Source organism: Saprospira grandis, from assembly GCF_027594745.1.
In the GTDB taxonomy this organism is placed as follows: Bacteria; Bacteroidota; Bacteroidia; order Chitinophagales; family Saprospiraceae; genus Saprospira; species Saprospira grandis.
The window spans coordinates 1,743,829-1,758,545 of record NZ_CP110854.1 but is presented as its reverse complement, the minus strand read 5'-3'; the positions used below and the strand labels follow the sequence as shown (position 1 = coordinate 1,758,545).

At 46.9% G+C, this 14,717-nt stretch carries 12 protein-coding genes; 10 read left to right on the top strand and 2 right to left on the bottom strand.

The genetic code is table 11. The annotated features are described in order from the left end of the window. Positions 1 to 28 precede the first annotated feature (28 nt). From OP864_RS06985 to OP864_RS06960, 6 genes are all read left to right on the top strand, one after another. Positions 29 to 2,227, top strand: a complete 2,199-nt coding sequence (locus OP864_RS06985; RefSeq protein WP_270100528.1) for a peptidylprolyl isomerase — start codon at positions 29 to 31, stop codon at positions 2,225 to 2,227. Between the two features lie 449 nt (positions 2,228 to 2,676). Beyond that, positions 2,677 to 3,561 (top strand): MerR family transcriptional regulator, encoded by an 885-nt coding sequence (locus tag OP864_RS06980; RefSeq protein WP_270100527.1) that lies wholly within the window; start codon positions 2,677 to 2,679, stop codon positions 3,559 to 3,561. 2 nt (positions 3,562 to 3,563) lie between these two features. Next, complete coding sequence (locus tag OP864_RS06975; RefSeq protein ID WP_270100526.1) at positions 3,564 to 4,463, top strand: tyrosine-type recombinase/integrase; 900 nt, start codon at positions 3,564 to 3,566, stop codon at positions 4,461 to 4,463. A 26-nt stretch (positions 4,464 to 4,489) separates the two neighbouring features. Continuing rightward, positions 4,490 to 4,987, top strand: coding sequence for a hypothetical protein (locus OP864_RS06970; RefSeq protein WP_270100525.1), 498 nt, complete (start codon positions 4,490 to 4,492; stop codon positions 4,985 to 4,987). A 276-nt stretch (positions 4,988 to 5,263) separates the two neighbouring features. Next, on the top strand, positions 5,264 to 5,728 hold the full coding sequence (locus OP864_RS06965) for an NINE protein (RefSeq protein WP_270100524.1): 465 nt from the start codon (positions 5,264 to 5,266) through the stop codon (positions 5,726 to 5,728). Between the two features lie 219 nt (positions 5,729 to 5,947). After that, positions 5,948 to 6,373, top strand: a complete 426-nt coding sequence (locus OP864_RS06960; protein WP_270100523.1) for a hypothetical protein — start codon at positions 5,948 to 5,950, stop codon at positions 6,371 to 6,373. Positions 6,374 to 6,589: 216 nt separating this feature from the next. Here the strand turns inward: OP864_RS06960 and OP864_RS06955 are convergent, their stop codons facing one another. Then, positions 6,590 to 7,603, bottom strand: a complete 1,014-nt coding sequence (locus tag OP864_RS06955; protein WP_270100522.1) for a FecCD family ABC transporter permease — start codon at positions 7,601 to 7,603, stop codon at positions 6,590 to 6,592. After that, entirely contained in the window at positions 7,590 to 8,684 is a 1,095-nt protein-coding gene (locus OP864_RS06950) for an ABC transporter substrate-binding protein (RefSeq protein ID WP_270100521.1), read from the bottom strand. Before OP864_RS06950 ends, OP864_RS06955 begins: the two co-directional genes overlap by 14 nt. 436 nt (positions 8,685 to 9,120) lie before the next feature. Between OP864_RS06950 and OP864_RS06945 the strand changes: the two genes are divergently transcribed. The 4 genes from OP864_RS06945 (at position 9,121) to OP864_RS06930 (ending at position 14,637) form a co-directional block, all read left to right on the top strand. Beyond that, the gene (locus OP864_RS06945) at positions 9,121 to 11,097 is read left to right on the top strand and encodes a T9SS type A sorting domain-containing protein (protein ID WP_270100520.1); all 1,977 of its coding nucleotides are present in this window, start codon (positions 9,121 to 9,123) and stop codon (positions 11,095 to 11,097) included. Between the two features lie 335 nt (positions 11,098 to 11,432). Beyond that, entirely contained in the window at positions 11,433 to 12,557 is a 1,125-nt protein-coding gene (locus OP864_RS06940) for a glycosyltransferase family 4 protein (protein WP_270100519.1), read from the top strand. Positions 12,558 to 12,787: 230 nt separating this feature from the next. Next, positions 12,788 to 13,342, top strand: a complete 555-nt coding sequence (gene lptC, locus OP864_RS06935; RefSeq protein WP_270100518.1) for an LPS export ABC transporter periplasmic protein LptC — start codon at positions 12,788 to 12,790, stop codon at positions 13,340 to 13,342. Between the two features lie 23 nt (positions 13,343 to 13,365). Next, complete coding sequence (locus OP864_RS06930) at positions 13,366 to 14,637, top strand: hemolysin family protein (RefSeq protein WP_270100517.1); 1,272 nt, start codon at positions 13,366 to 13,368, stop codon at positions 14,635 to 14,637. Positions 14,638 to 14,717 lie beyond the last annotated feature (80 nt).

The window sequence follows — 14,717 nt, the reverse complement described above, 5'->3', positions numbered from 1 at the left end:
TTCAACCAACGCTAAGTAGAACAAAGTTATGGCAGTATTAGGAAAGATTCGCAACCAGTTTGGTTGGGTGATGATGGGGCTAGTGATTCTCGGGATCGGTGGCTTCCTCTTTATGGATGTAAGCTCGGTGGGCCGCGGAATGGGCGCTCAGCAGCGAATTGTAGCAAAAATTAATGGAGAGGATGTCCTTCGCGAAGACTTTGATGTCTACATTAAAAATTATGAAGGGGCCCAAGCTAGCCAAGAGCAAATCCGCGAACAGGCTTGGAAGGACCTCTTGAGCAATGTCATTTATAAGCAACAGGCCAAAAAATTGGGCATCGTTGTTACAGATGAAGAATTGACGGACCTCTTTACTGGGCAAAATATTAGCCCTTTGGTGGCCCAGCAGTTTGCCCAAATGGGCGCTGGCGTAGACCGCAATATGATTGAGCAGCAACGCAATGCTTATTTTCAGGCGAAAGAAAAAAGTGCCTCTGAGCTAACTAACCAAGAAATTCAGTTCCTGAATGCTTGGGAGGCCCTAGAAAAATCAGTAGCCGATGAGCAGCTCTCTGCTAAGTATATTGCTATGCTCCAAAAAGGAGTTTATGCCCCCGCTTGGATGGTCAATGCAGAATATGCCCGCAAAAACAGAACTTATGACTTCAACTTCAGCCGTGTACTCTATGCTGATGTAGATAATGCAGAAGTAAGCATTTCTGATGCAGACCTTAGCGCCTATATTCAGGCGAACCCCAAGGCCTATGAGCGCAAAGCCAATGTCTCTATCGAGTATGTTGTTTTTGATGTACAGCCTTCTGCTGCAGATACTGCCAACTTTGAAAAAACTTATGCCTCTATGGTGGCCGACTTTGCCAAAACTTCTGGCCAAGGCGATACCACTTATGCACAAACTAACCGCATCCAGCTAGATCCTATTTATTATACAGAGGAAAAATGGCAAGATGCAAGTATTAAGGATACTCTCTTTAGTATGGATAAAGGCCAGGTTTATGGCCCTTACTACGACAATTTGGGCCAAATCAAAATGGTCAAGGTGATGGATCGCAAGATTATGCCCGATTCTGTGGCTTGCCGCCATATTATGAAGCCCGTCAACCGCCGCGATATCAATACGATGCAGGCCGCTTATGTAGAGCTCGACTCTTTGCGCAAGTTGCTTGTTGCTGGTACCGCCAATTTTAATGACTTGGTTGCTGCACATAGCATGGATATGTCTACTAAAGACAAAGGAGGTAAAATGGGTTACCGTGGCCGTGGCGATAGCTATGGCGCTCCTTTTGAAAACTTCATCTTTGATGTAGGGCAAAAAGATAGCTTTGAGATCATTCAGACGCAAAATGCTATGCACTTGATCCAAATTACAGATTATAAATTTGGAGAAAATAAGGTAGGTCTTCGTCTAGCTTATAAGAGTGAGCCTATTTTGCCTTCTGCCGAAACAGAAAGAACAGCAGAGGCCAAAGCCAATGAGTTTATGGCTAACAACCGTACGCTAGAAGAGCTCAAGGCTGCCGCTAAGAAAAATCCCAATCTTCGTTTGAGCAATGCTGCTGGTCTAGAAATCAATGACTATGTATTGACTCAAGGTTTGCAAGGTGCTGAGGCTGCCGAAATCATCAAGTGGGCGCATAAAGAGGCCAAAGATGGCGAAGTAGCTGGACGCATTTATCCTTTTACTGACCCTAAGTACAATACGATTGCTGCAGTGGTGGTCCCTGCCTTGGCTAAAAAATCGCCTGAAGGCTTGGCTAGCATTGAAGACAATAGCGTTCGTGCAGAAGTAGAGCGCATTGTTCGTAATGAGAAGAAAGCCGAGATTATCCTCAAGAAACTAGAAGGCGTAACTTCTCTAGAAGCTATGGCTGGCAAATATAGCAGCGCTAAGGTAGAAACAGCCAATGGCGTACGCTACGATGCCCCCTTTATCCGTGAAGTGGGTGGGGTAGAGCCTAAGCTTACTGCTGTTGCCGATGTATTGGAAACAGGAAAAGTATCTAAGCCTTTTGCTGGAGAGCAAGGTGTTTACATGATCCAATTGATCAATAAGCAGGATGGTCCTTCTATGGAAAATATGCCCAATGCAGTACAACAGAAGCGCAACTTTGTGATGCGTAGCTTGTTGCCTGCAGCCGCAGCTAGTCCTGCTGGTTTCCGCGAAATGCTTTTGGGCGCTATCCAAGATGATATGAACATCAAGGATAATCGCGCAGATATGTACTAGGCCATTTTTGAGCCGATAGTGACAAAGCAGCCAATTCTCTAGCTAGAGGGTTGGCTGCTTTTTTGGTCCAGCAAGGCAAGGCGGCAAAGCCGCCTTGGGCCCTTTGGGCCAATGGCCCAGCGCTGCGCAGCCGTGGCCGCAGGCCAGACCCAGCCGCCGAAGGCGGCGCAGGGCCGAGCAGACCTGCGAGCGGCGCAGCCTAGCGGCGGCCGCCCCAAAATAAAGGGCGGCCGCGGGCCCCAAAAAAAGAAAAACTTTGTTCAGCTTTTGGCCCTGAAAAGCAGGGAATCACTCCACAAAAGGCCCTAAATATTAGTAAGATTGATAATTCTGGGCTATATTTGTAACAGCCAAGCTCAACCAAGCATTGGCTTTTTCTGTTAATAGGCAGATCAGAAAATATTTTTTAGCGGCCTTTAGCCAATCCACCCCTCAAAGCATACATCATTTTGGCTACCTATTCGATTCGTGACCTTGAAAAACTGTCTGGCATCAAAGCCCATACGATTCGGATTTGGGAACAGCGATATAATATAATTGAGCCCAAGCGCACGGCAACCAATATTCGGTATTATACGGATGAAGATTTGCAGTACTTGCTCAATATTGCGTTCCTGAACCGAAACGGTATGCGTATTTCTAAGATTGCCCGTTTGACGCAAACAGAGGTTTTGGAGCGGGTAGAAAATATTGCGGAGGAGAGCGAGGAGCAGAGCAATTTATTGCAGCGGCTCACCATGGCGATGATGGAATTTAATGAGCTGGAGTTTGAGCGAATTTTGAACCAGGAAGCGGAAAAGTCGGGCTTTGAGGCTTTATTGACCAAGCTTTTGCTGCCCTTTTTGGAAAAGCTCAGTTTGCTTTGGCTAACGGGGGCGGTGCGTATTGTGCATGAGCAATTTGTGCATCATTTGATTCGGCAGCGCTTGGCCCATCAGTTGTATTTGTTGGGGCATGAGCCTGCAAAAGAAGATCGGCCAAGGGTGTTGTTATTTGAGCCCTTGGGCGAGCAACAAGAGATTTTATTGCTATTGTACCATTATTATTTGCGCTCTAGAGGCTGTGCGAGCTGCTATTTGGGCAGCCAGATTCCGCCCAAGGAGCTAGAAGTGGCGGTAGAGCAATTTAAGCCAACTTGTATATTTACCACCAGCTCGACGAACAACGGGCAGTTGTCTCCACAGGAGTTTTTAGGGGCGCTTTGTCAGCGTTATCCCGATATTCAGATATTTTGCTCGGCCCAACCCATTATGCACCCTTTAGAGGCGGCTCCCAACCTCAGTTTGTTTGAGGATTTTAGTGAATTTATCGACTTTTTGTCAGAACTCTCCTAATTATGCAGCTAGCGGCTTTTCTGCAGTTTTTGCGCTACGAAAAGCGCTATTCAGAGCATAGCTGTCGGGCTTATGCTACAGATTTGCGGCAGTTTAATGCCTTTTTGAAGGAGAAATATGAGCTAGAAGAGGCCAAAGCCGTCAATTTGGGCATTTTGCGCTCTTGGCTGGTAGAGCTGATGCAGCAGGGCCGAGCAAGCAGCACCATTCACAGAAAGGCTAGTAGTTTGCAGCGCTATTTTAAGTTTTTGATGCAGGAGGGCCAATTGCAAGAAAACCCTATGCAAGCCCTACAGCTGCCCAAAAAAAAGGCGGCCCTGCCTCACTTTTTGGCCGAACAGCAATTGGCCAAGCTCTTTAGTGGACCTTATTTTGAGGCCGATTTTCCAGGCCAAAGAGACCGCCTGATGTTGCAGCTTTTTTATCATACGGGCATGCGCCGAGCCGAATTGTTGGGCCTGCGCTGGACCGATTGGGATGAAGGGCTCGAACAACTGAGAATTTTGGGAAAAGGCCAAAAAATGCGCATTATTCCCATTTTACCCCAACTCAATACCGCCCTAGCCGCCTTTAAAGGCCTAGCTGAAGAGAGTTTAGCCAATTTTGACCCCAAAGGACTCATTATCCTCAATGACCAAGGCCAAGCTCCCTACCCCAAATGGGTGTATAATAAGGTGCGGCAGTATTTGGGCCTCGTTACTACCCAAGAAGAACGCAGCCCGCATAGTCTGCGCCATAGTTTTGCCACCCACCTGAGCAACCAAGGGGCCGACCTACAAGCTATTAAGCTGCTTTTGGGCCATAGCAGCCTGGCCGCCACACAGGTCTATACCCACAACTCTTTAGAACAGCTCAAGAAAGTATATGCCCAAAGCCACCCTAAAGCCAAAAAAAAGAAATAATTTTGCCCGCTAAACTAGAGTATACTATGACGGATCTTGCAAAACAACAATTTCAACTCAAACTCAAACTCGAAATCATCTTCTGGGCACTTACGCTCTTGTTGGTGGGCCTGCTCACTTACCCGCTTTTTAGCATTATGCAGGACTGGAGCTTTGTCTATGCCAATGCCCTCTTTATTATCATTTTTGTTACCTATACCCGCCACCTTTTTTTGCTCAAATATAGCTTTCTGGCCTATGCGCAATGGGCCAAGTTTGTAATTATTTTTGCTAGTATTCCCCTGATTTTTAAGCTAATCGAATATACCTTCAATTTTCAGGACTTTATGGAGTCTGAAGGCCTGCCTAGCTTTACCCCCTATTTTTATCCCGAGGTAGGCATCAAACAACAGCAACAACTTCTAGATTATATGAAGGGCGAGTACCTCTTTTTTGGCGTGGCTAGCATTATCGCAGCCATTCTGCTCCCTTTTCGCCTGCTCATTTCCTATTGGCGGGTGTACAATAAACAAGGAACAGTATAAAACTGCTGTTTTTTTGGGGCCTCCCGCCTGCGGCGGGCGCTACGGTCCGCAGCTCGCAGGTCTGCTCGGCCCTGCGGCCTGACGGCCTTGGTCTGCGGCTGCGCCGCACTGCTTCCCATCGCTAGGCCAGTCGCTTCGCTCCTTTGCGGCGGCTTCGCCGCCTGCTTGCCGCAATAAATAGAGCAGCAGTTGGCCAACTTATAGCTAAGTTTTCAGAAAAAGCTGTAACTTATTTTGCGTTTTAATCGTTTTGAGTTTGTAAGTACTACCCATTCTATGAAAAACAAATTTGTTGCGGCCATTTTGGCCTTCTTTCTCGGCTTTATCGGCATTCATAAGTTTTACCTGAATCGCCCAGTGCAAGGAATTCTTTATCTGCTGTTGTTTTGGACCGGAATCCCGGGCCTCATTGCCCTCGTTGATTTTATTATGCTGTTGTTTATGTCTCAAGATACCTTTGACCATAAGTACAACTATGATACTACTGCAGGGGTGGGCCGCATGTTGGTCCGAGAAAAACAAGCGCTTTACCGCGAAAAACTCCAACTAGAGCGCCTGCGCCTAAAAGAAGAGCGAGAAAAAACTCAAAACCGCCTGAACAATAAAAAAATTGCGGTCAAAAAGATTACGGGCGAGCAGGCCGATACCCTAGCCGCTTGGCAAGACCTACTCGATAAGGGAATTATTGACCAATACGAGTTTGAAGAAAAGAAAAGAGTCATTTTAGGCCGAGACGATTAAACCTAATGGCCCTAAAACCGTCATAAATAAGCCAGTAGATATATAAGCCAAAGCAATTTTAGCTGTTAATGTTTAATTAACTATTGTTTTAGTTCAATCTTTTTCAGTAGTTTTGGCTGCGCTCTACTAAAAGTGTATCATTTTTGTACATACATTTTCATTACTTACTTAAATTTCACAGCATGAAACAAATCATGATGCTTTTCGCTATGCTAATGTTTGCTGGCATGGCTCACGCACAATGTCCTCACGCTGCAGCCAAGGCTGCCAAGTCTGAAGCTACAGCAACTACAAAAACTTGCACAAAATCTAAGAAAGCTTGTACCAACAAAGCCGCTTGCAAAAAAGGCGACAAAAAAGGTTGTTGCAAGTCTAAGGCTTCAGCTACTGCTGCTGCCAACACAAAGTCTTGCTCTAAGGCTGCAGCTGGCAAATCTTGCTGCAAGTCAAAAGCTGCTGCTACTGCTACCGCTAATGGTGGTAAGAAAAGCTGCACAAAGTCTAAAAAAGCTTGCACTAAATCTGCCGCTGCTTGTACCAAGGGAGGCAAAAAGTCTTGCTGTAAGTCTAAGGCCAAAGCTACTGCTGCTGCCGCTGCTGACAAAAAGACCAAAGCTGCCCAAAAAGGCTAAGCTTTTGTGCTAAATAATCTTGAGGCCGGCTCCCAAAGGGAGCCGGCTTTTTTTTGGCCCAAAGGGCCTTTTGGCTGGCCCATTGGGCCAGGGCCAGGCCTAGCGCTGCGGAGCGGGTGGCCGAAGGCCAGACCGAACAAAACGAGCGCTAGCGAAGTTTTGTGAAGGGCCGAGCAGAGCTGCGAGCCCCGCAGCATAGCGCCGCAAGGCGTAGCCGCAGCGGAGGCCCCTAATCCAAGGGCTTAGTGAGCAGCAGAAAGAGCAGAAATGGGGCCCCAAACAGAGAGCTAATGAGATTGATGGGCAGCAATTGCTCGAGGCCAGGAAGCTGGGCCAAAATTTGGCAGGCCAGCAGCAAAACCGCCCCCAAAAGGGCCGTAAAAGGCAGTAAAACTTGATGGCGCTGGCTGCCTAAAATCAATCGGGCCAAATGCGGTACGGCCATGCCCACAAAGCCAATAGGGCCACAAAAAGCCGTGATGCCCCCAGCCAAAAGAGAAGAAATGAGAAGAATTTGCCAGCGCAGGCGGCTGGTATTGAGGCCCAAAGAACGGGCTTCGGTAGAGCCTAGGAGCCAAATATTGAGTCCCTGAGCCAGTAAAAAGGCCAAAAAGAGGGCAAAAAAGACCAAAGGCGTGAGCAAGGCCAGCTCGCTCCAGCCCAGGCGGTTGAGGTCGCCCATGCTCCAAAAAATAAAAGACTGCAATTCTTCTTTGGGGCTAAAATATTGGAGAAAAAGAATAAAAGCATTGGTAAAACTGCCTAGCATCAGGCCCATCAGGAGCAGATGAGCGGGCCGTTGGCCCAGGCGCCAAGCTAAAAGCAACAAAATAAAGAGGCAAAAGGCGGCCCCGCTGGCTGCGGCCGCTAAAAGTCCCCATCGGCTAGCGGCCCAAAATGAGCTTAGGCCCAGTAAGCTGCCACCCATAATCCAGAGCGCCGCTCCTAGTCCAGCTGCGCTACTAATACCCAAAACAAAGGGGCCCGCAATGGGGTTTCGGAAAAAAGTTTGCAGTAAAAGTCCACTAACCGACAAGCCCGCACCGGCCAAAATGGCGGCCAGACTTCGGGGGAGGCGCAGCTGCCAAATGATACTCGCCAGCCCTTCGGTAGATTGAGGGCCAAGAGAAAGCCCTTGCCACAATTGGCTGATGGAAATAGGGCTAGAGCCCAGCGCCAAACTTAGGGCGAAGAGCAGCAGCAGGGCCAGAAAGAGCGAAAAAAATCGGTTAAAATGCATCATCCGCCCAATCATAATAATAATGAAGCTGCCAATTGGGCAAAAGCTCTGGGTGGAAAATATGGATCAGGTCGCCAAGCACTTCATCGGGATAAATAGTGCCTGATTCAAAGAAACCGTGGCGACCTGTGCCACAGAAACGATAGCCATAATAATTATAGATCTTTTTTTGCTGAAAGGCCTGGAAAAGGGCATATCGGGGGTTATTGGCCCTTAGCTCCTCGAAGCTCCTGTAACTCCCCACATTAAGCCAGTAATCGGCCTTTTGTCCTTTGGCCAAAACGGCCTCAAAATCTAGGGGAACCCCCTCTTTTCCGGGCAAGTCCTTCCAGAGATAATTGGCTTGTGCATCGGCTAGATATTGGGCCATAAAGCTTTTTCCTCCAGCCAAATACCAGCCACCGCCAAACTGGCTACCTAGCAAAACTGAAGGCCGTGTTTGGGCCTTTTGGGCTAGTTGTTTTAATTCTTCGTAGGCGGCAAAACGCTCATTTACAAAGTTTTGGGCTATCTCATCTTTTTCGAAGAGCAGACCAAACAAGCGAATCCATTCCATCTGGGCGAGGGGAGAGGCTTCTGCATATTCTTTAAGGCGAAGCTCGGGAATATTTAGGTCGGCTAGTTTGGGGTCGGCTTTGGCCCCATAACCAACCACCAACTCCGGCGATAGCAAAAGCAAAGCCTCATAATTAAGCTGTTCTCGGCCCAATTCGGGGAGATACTTAACATAAGGGCTTTCAAAATCTCTAGCATCAGAAATGCCCACTACACTTTTACGCTCATCGAGGAGTTCGATCATGGCCCAGGCGGGACTGCTTTTGCAGACCACTCTTTTTAGGGGGTAGGGCAAATACTGGTAGTTTTCCAGCCTTTTGCTGATTTTCAACGTCCTAGGATAAAGGCAAAAGCGCTGTTCGTCAATTTCTACTAAATATTGTCCATTTTCTATGGCCCTGACCTTAAACCCTTGGGCCTGCCGAAGCTCTAGAGAAGAAGAGCTTTGCGTTTCTTCCTGACTAGAAGTTGGTGCTTCTCCTTGGCAAGCAAAAAGTAAAAGGGCTAAAAAAGGGAGAAAGTATCGCATAAAAGGCTTTTATGTAGAGAAATACTAAAGGCCCAAAGTTAGGGAAAAAGCGGGCAGTCTAAAAAACTAAGCTTTTGTTAAACTGTTTTTGAAAAGGGGAAAATGAGTCAGAAAAATAAACTAAAAACTTAGTCTTAAGTAAAGCAATTATTAACAGCTAGTTAGCTGCTGACCAATGAAAAAAGGGAAAACGAAAGACTTCAAAATATAATTGATCTTCGCTAAAGATAGGGGCCAAATAAAGTCTAAGAGCCTGTTAAATGCCTAGCAAGACTTAACAAAGGCTTAATAATGGGCTTGTATTCTATAATAATTTGCCTATTTTTACCGAACTGAAGCTATTGTTCTAATTACACAATTTTAAATCTATTTTATGTTTAACCAAAAACTTACACAAGTACTGGTTGCACTTGTCTTCTTGCTTTCTGCAGGAAGCTTGTCTGCACAAACAGTTCTATGGGGTGCTGGATCTTCAGATCCCCAAATTGACTCTATTGGCCGTTTTGCTGCCGATACGATCACTGGCCTAGATGGTTTGGGCTGGACCGTAGATAGCGTTGCTGGTGAATGGGTCTACTCTGTAGACGGAATTTCTCAGGGGGCTTTCTCTTCTGGTACTCCCGGCCTAACTTCTCCTTCTGTTGGAGATGGTGTGGCTTTCTTGGATTCTGATTTCTGGTATGGTGAAGGGGTTGTTCCTCAAATAAGTACTATTACCTCTCCTGCTTTTGACTTGACTGGATACGAGGATTCTATTGTTGTTCTTGAGTTCTATGCTGGTCTTCGTGACTTTCAATCTACAGATAATAGCGCTGGCTTTTCTGTAGATGGTGGTACAACTTGGACAGATTTTGACGTGATCGCTGCTCTTGGTATTCCTAATGGTGATGCTGGTGAAGGTATGGTTACCTTCAATGTATCTAGCATTATTAATGCGGCTACTAGCTTGACTAACTGCCACGTTCGCTTCTCCTTTGAAGGTGATTCTTACTACTATGGTGTAGATGATGTTACCGTCCGCACTTCTGAGGTAACCTATGACATTGCTATTGATGATGAGTACAATCCCCCCAAAGTGGTAGGTTCTACTCAGTTGCCTCTACGTATGGTAAATGCCGACGAAATGGGCTGGGGTGCCAATATCGTAAACAACGATATCGGAGATATCAACGCTGGTGAAGCTATGCTTTATGTGACTGTCTCTGAAGTAAGTAGTGGTACTGTTGCCGTTATGGACTCTATGGCCGTTCCCGCTATCGCTCCTGGTACTGATACTGCACTTTATATGCCTGGATTTAGCAACGGTTGGATGCCCACTGCTGCTGGTGACTACCGTGTAGATTACTCTGTATCTTATAGCGCTAACATGCAAACGGATACCACTAATGATGTTTATACGGACTTCTTTACGATCACTGCCGATGATTACCTTTCTAAGGTGGGCCGTGACCTAACAGGTTTCCCCACTGCTGACAACGGTACGCTTCCAGGTGTGCGTACTGCAGATGGTTTCCTACCTGCAGAGCACGAATGGGGTTCTATGTACTACATTCCTAACTATACAGTCACTAATGGTGATTCTATCGTTGCGGATTCTTTCCTTTATACTGGAGCTACTGCCAATGCAGCTACAGGTGTAACTGAAGCTGTTGTTCAAGTTCGTCTCTATAAGTTTAATGATGATGATGGAAGCGGTTTCTGGACAGTTCAGCCTACTGGCCCTTCTGATCCCGAATTGCCTATTCAAGCTTTGGGTGTAGATACTTTCGCGCTTGATCTTGCTCCTACTTTCCGCCAACGTGCCGTTGCACTTAGCAACCTAAACGGGGGAACTGGCGCTGTTCTACAGCCCAACTCTTTCTATGTAGCTACGATTCTTTGCAGCGACCAAATTAACGGTCTGCGTAACGCCGATAATACTACTCGTCATATCTTTATTGGTAACTCTGAAGATAAGTATGACTTTACTATCGACTCTATGCCTAACTACTTCATTCCTGCTTCTATTGTTCGTTCTGCCTACATCGATCCTACTGGAACGGTAACTGGCCTACAGGACAACCAATGGTATGGCGCTGGTTATGCTTCTGGTATTGTTCCTTCTATCGGTCTTACTTTGACTGATGCAATCACAATCAACGTAACTGCTAACGAAGCAGTAACTACTGAGTTCAACATCTTCCCCAACCCCGCTACTGAGCAGATTTCTGCCAAAGTAGAGTTGACGGAGATGAACAGCAATGTAGAGTACATCATCACTGATGCTACTGGACGTGTTGTAATCAAAGAACAAAAGGCTGATCTTCAGTCTGATGTAGTGACTTATGACGTAAGCCAACTACCTGCTGGCGTTTACTTCTTCACGGTTCGTACCGCTCAAGGTGCTAGCTCTCAGAAGTTTGTTAAGCAGTAAGCTTAGTTAAGCTATAATTTTTTGCAGCTCAGACAGTCTTTCTGTTTGGGCTGCTTTTTTTTGCCCTTTTTTCTTTTTTTTGGGGCTGCCCCTTCCGCCGGGTTGAAACCCAGCGCAAAGCGGTATCGCTTTGCGAAGCTATACAAAATGAGGGTTAAAACCCTCATGAATTATCGGACGGGTCGGGCTGTCTCGCAGCTCGCTGTTCGCTCGGCCCTGCAGCGCTTTCAGCGCTTTGGTCTGGCCTGCGGCCACTGCTGCCCATCCCTCAGCCGCGTCGCTGCGCTCCTTTGCGGCGGCTGCGCCGCCTTTTCTTGGTCCAAAACCTTTTCCTTATGTCTATTGCTGTAAATGCTCGTTTCTTATTGGCCAACAAACTAGAGGGCATCGGCTGGTATAGCTATGAAATTCTCAAACGCTGGGTAGAACAGCATCCCGAAGAAGAGTTTGTCTTTTTCTTTGATCGCCCCTATGATCCTCAGTTTGTTTTTGGGCCCAATGTGCGGCCTGTGGTGCTTGGCCCTCCGGCCCGACACCCCATTTTGTTTTATCTCTGGTTTGAGTGGAGCCTGCCCGCCGCCTTTAAAAAATATGGCTGCGATCGCTTTTTTTCTCCCGATGGCTTTTTGTCCTTGCGGGCCAAAATTCCCACGCTTTTAGTGATTCATGATATTGCTTGGAAGCATTTTCCAGATTTGGTCCCTTGGGCCCACCGCAAACATTACGAATACTTTATGCCCAAATTTATTGCGGCTGCCCAAAAAATTGCCACGGTCTCTGATTACTCCAAACAGGATATTTTGGCCCAGTTTCCGGCAGCCCAAGGCAAAACCTTCTATAGCTACAATGGCTGCCACCAAAGCTATCAGCCTTTGTCGGAGGCGGAACAAGAGGCGGTTCGGCAGCAGTATGCGGAGGGCCAAGATTACTTTTTGTACCTCGGTTCTATTCATCCCCGCAAAAATATGCTAAGGCTTTTGCAGGCTTTTGAGGACTTTAAAGCCAAAACCAACTCGCCCATTTTGCTTTTGGTGGCGGGCCGCCTAGCTTGGCAAAATGATGAGCTCAAAAGCTATTTGGACCAAATGAAGTACCGCTCTTCGGTCCGTTTGCTGGGTTATTTGCCCCAAGAAGAGCTGCCCAAAGTATTGGGGGCGGCCTATGCGCTGCTCTACGTCTCTTTATTTGAGGGCTTTGGTTTGCCCTTATTGGAGGCGGCAGCGGCGGGGGTGCCTAGCCTGGGCGCCAACACCTCCTCTATGCCCGAGGTGGTTGGAGAGGCTGGCCTTTTGGCCGATCCTTACTCTCTAGCGGAGATCAGTGCGCAAATGCAGCGGCTGGTCCAAGACCAAGCCCTCTACCAAAAACTGAAAGCTGCCACGGCCCAGCAAGCCAGCCGTTTTTCTTGGCAACAAGCCGCCGAAGAGCTCTGGACCGAACTGATGGCCCTGAAGGTTTAGGCGGCGAAGCCGCCCTTTGGGCGCCCCAAAGGGGCGCTTTTTTCGGCCTAGCGATGGGGAGCAGTGCGGCGCAGCCGCAGACCGAGGCGCTGTAAGCGCCGAAGGGCCGAGCAGGCTTGCGAGCTGCGGACCGTAGCGGCCGCCGAAGGCGGCAGGCCCCAAAAAATCATTAAAATGAGCATTCTAAAAAAAAGATGAATAGAGTTCTGTATTTTTGAGAAAAAGAAAAGATGAAATACCCCCTATTCTTGGGCCTTTTGCTCTTATTTTGCGCTTGTGAAAACAGCATGAAAGACGTAAAGCGCTTTGAGGGCATGGCCAATTCGAGTGTAGAAGAAGCCACCGAAGTAGAGATGCTATATAGCGATTCGGCCGTGGTTCGGATGCGTCTGCAAGCGCCTTTAATGCAAGAAGACCGAGATGAAAAAGAGCCCAAACGCATCTTCCCGGATGGGGTAGAGGTAGAGTTTTATGGGCGTGATAAGCAGATTAGCAGTCAGTTAACGGCCCTTTATGCAGAATACTCGGAGAAAAAACGCTTTATTGTGCTGCAGGATAGCGTAGTGATTCATAATAGCCAAGGCGAGCAACTCGAAACCGAGGAGCTCTTTTGGGATGAGCGCAAAAATGAAATCTATTCTGATAAATTTGTTAAAGTAACTACCCCCACCGAAGTCATGCAAGGCTATGGTTTCCGCTCAGATATTGAGTTTAAGAACTGGGAAATTGATTCGCTTAGTGGTATCTTTGAAAGCAGTAGTTTGTTGAAAAACCCCGAATTTTAGGCCTAGGCCAGATTATATATATTATGTATACACAGCTTTTACTCATCTTAGCCTTTCTTTTTGCATCAGGCTTTTTCTCTGGAATTGAAATCGCTTATGTATCGGCCAACCGTTTGCGGATTGAGCTAGAAAAGAAAAAGGGCAGCCGCCGAGGGAAAATCTTGGCCCAATTGATTGAGGAACCTTCCGAGTTTTTGGGCACCACCCTGGTCGGTAATAATATCGTGCTGATCATCTTTTCCATTTTGGCCGAGGAGTTTATCTTGACCGAAAGCTATATGAATTTGGCCGCTAGTTTTCCGGATACCACCGCCCAACTATTGTTGGTCACGCTCTTGAGTACCCTAGTTGTTTTGGTGTTTGGAGAGCTAATGCCCAAGGTCATTTTTCGGGCCACGGCCACGGCTAGCCTCTTCTTTTTTGCCCTGCCATTTTCTATCATTAAGTGGTTGCTTACGCCCGTGGTTTGGGTGATGGTCCAAAGCTCTTATGCGCTTTTGCGCATCTTTTTGGGCATTCAGCCCGAAGATGAAGAGCAGGTATTTACCAAGCTAGACCTAGAGCATTTTATGAAGAGCATCAAGCCCTCCAATTTGGAAGGCATTGACCAGACGCTTTTCCAAAATGCCCTCTATATCAATAATGTGAAAGTGCGGGATTGTATGATTCCTCGCAACGAAATTCAAAGTATCGAAATCAATAGCACGATAGAGGATTTGCGAGAGAAGTTTATTAGTTGCCGCAACTCTAGAATCATTGTCTATGAAGATAATATTGATGAAATCAAGGGCTATGTGCACCACCAAAAGCTACTGGAAAAACCCGACAGCATCCAAAGTATGCTCTTCGATATTCCAATTGTGACCGAGTTTATGCCCGTTCGAGACCTGATGAACTCCCTGATCAAAAATAAGGTAAATATTGCTTGGGTGGTCGATGAGTTTGGCGGCACCTCGGGCATTGTGACCTTAGAAGATATTTTGGAAGAAATCTTTGGCGATATCTCTGATGAATATGACCCAGAGCCCGAGCATCAGCAAATTTCTGATTCGGAGTATTTGCTAGCGGGCCGCCTAGATATTGATATGATCAATGAAGAGTATGAACTCAATCTGCCAGAAAGTGAAGACTACCATACCCTTTCGGGCTTTTTGGTCACGCAAATGGAGGCCATTCCCGAACAGGGCGAAAGCTTCCACCTCCAAAATTATGAGTTCATTTTTGAGCAGGTAAGCGACACCCGGATTGAATTGGTCCGCCTGATTCGACTCTATGAACTGGAAAATGAAGATTAAGATAAAGGGCATTCAAACCATTGCGGCACAGTAATAGTCTATAAAGTAGAAAAATAACTCCCCCTTTATTAAAAAAAATA